3 protein-coding genes are annotated in these 1,462 nt (G+C 42.5%); 2 read left to right on the forward strand and 1 reads right to left on the reverse strand.

Annotation, left to right across the window (positions count from 1 at the left end; all coding sequences use genetic code 11):
- The first annotated feature begins 2 nt into the window (after positions 1–2).
- Positions 3–245, forward strand: a complete 243-nt coding sequence (locus F6K49_RS48535; protein ID WP_293109847.1) for a type II toxin-antitoxin system HicB family antitoxin — start codon at positions 3–5, stop codon at positions 243–245.
- A 33-nt stretch (positions 246–278) separates the two neighbouring features.
- Here F6K49_RS48535 and F6K49_RS48540 read toward each other — a convergent pair whose 3' ends face one another.
- On the reverse strand, positions 279–422 hold the full coding sequence (locus F6K49_RS48540) for a hypothetical protein (protein WP_293109849.1): 144 nt from the start codon (positions 420–422) through the stop codon (positions 279–281).
- Here F6K49_RS48540 and F6K49_RS48545 point away from each other — a divergent pair.
- Positions 422–1,462, forward strand: a 1,041-nt coding sequence (locus F6K49_RS48545) for a transposase (RefSeq protein WP_293109851.1), incomplete at its 3' end; no start/stop codon positions are given. The genes F6K49_RS48540 and F6K49_RS48545 overlap by 1 nt on opposite strands.

Below are 1,462 nucleotides of genomic sequence, written 5' to 3' on the forward strand. Positions count from 1 at the left end.
AAATGCAGATTAAGGTCGCAATACATCCAGCAGAAGAAGGTGGTTTTTGGGCAGAAGTACCCGCACTACCTGGCTGCATTACTGAGGGAGACACAATGGAAGAGGTTTTAGCAAATCTTCAAGATGCAATTGAAGGTTGGTTAGAAGTTGCCAGCAATTCCTATATTCCTGAACCCAACAGCAAAATTGTGGAAGTTACTAGAAATCAAAACACTGAAAGCCCCGCCTCTTTAGATCGGGGATGAAAGTGACCAGCGAGTTTAGTCGCCATGTCACTTTTATTTTGTCTGTACTTGAAACTTTACGCTAGATGTGTTAGCGTAATAATCTCTCGAAAGAGGTCGAGATTCGTTCGGGTAGCGTGACCTTTCGCGTAGCGTGACCGTTCGCGTAGCGTGACTGAAGGTCAAGGTCAAGGTCAATGATTATTGTTGAGATGAAGGCATACGGTAAGAGCTATCAATACTTGGCTATTGATGAAGCTATTCGGACAGTTAAATTTATTCGCAATAGCTGCATTCGTCTATGGATGGACAATAAAGGAACGGGAAAATATGACCTTAGTAAGTATAGTAAAGTATTAGCTAAGGAGTTCCCGTTTGCTAATGAATTAAACTCAACGGCTCGACAAGCTGCGGCTGAGAGGGCATGGTCATCGATTTCTCGCTTCTTTGAAAACTGTAAGAAGAAAGTATCTGGAAAGAAAGGTTTCCCCAGGTTCCATAAGCATTGCAGATCGGTCGAATACAAGCAGTCAGGATGGAAGTTATCCCCTGACAAGAAATCAATCATTTTTAGCGATAAGAAAGGGATTGGTAAGCTGAAGCTTAAAGGTACTTGGGACTTGTGGCAATTTGACAAAAAGCAAATTAAGCGAGTCCGAATAGTAAAAAGAGCTGACGGTTACTATGTCCAGTTTTGTATCTCCGTTGATATAAAAGAGCAATTAGAACCGGCTGATGCGACTGTAGGATTAGATGTAGGACTAAAAGAGTTCTATACCGATTCTAGAGGAAAAGTTGAGCCCAATCCCCGCTTTTATAGAAGAGGGGAGAAGCGAATAAAGTTTTATCAGCGCCGAGTTTCTCGGAAGAATAAAGGCTCATCCAATCGTAAGAAAGCCATCAATAGATTAGGCAGACAGCACCTTAAAATAAGTAGGCAGCGTGAAGAACATGCCAAGAGACTGGCACGTTGCGTAATCCGGTCTAACGACCTGGTCGCCTATGAAGATTTAAGAGTAAAAAACCTGGTCAAGAACCACTGTCTAGCTAAGTCTATTAATGACGCAGGTTGGTATCAATTCAGAAAATGGTTAGAGCATTTTGGAACCAAGTTTGGTAGAGTCACTGTTGCAGTGAATCCTGCTTATACAAGCCAGAATTGCTCTGAATGCGGCGAGGTGGTCAAGAAGTCACTATCAACTAGGACTCACGTCTGTAAGTGTGGTTGCAAATTAGAC

The sequence above is a fragment of the Moorena sp. SIO3I6 genome, assembly GCF_010672095.1.

Bases quoted from the DNA above. Each gene is read 5' to 3' on its own strand.
- F6K49_RS48535 (WP_293109847.1), top strand. From the start codon at position 3: ATGCAGATTAAGGTCGCAATACATCCAGCAGAAGAAGGTGGTTTTTGG.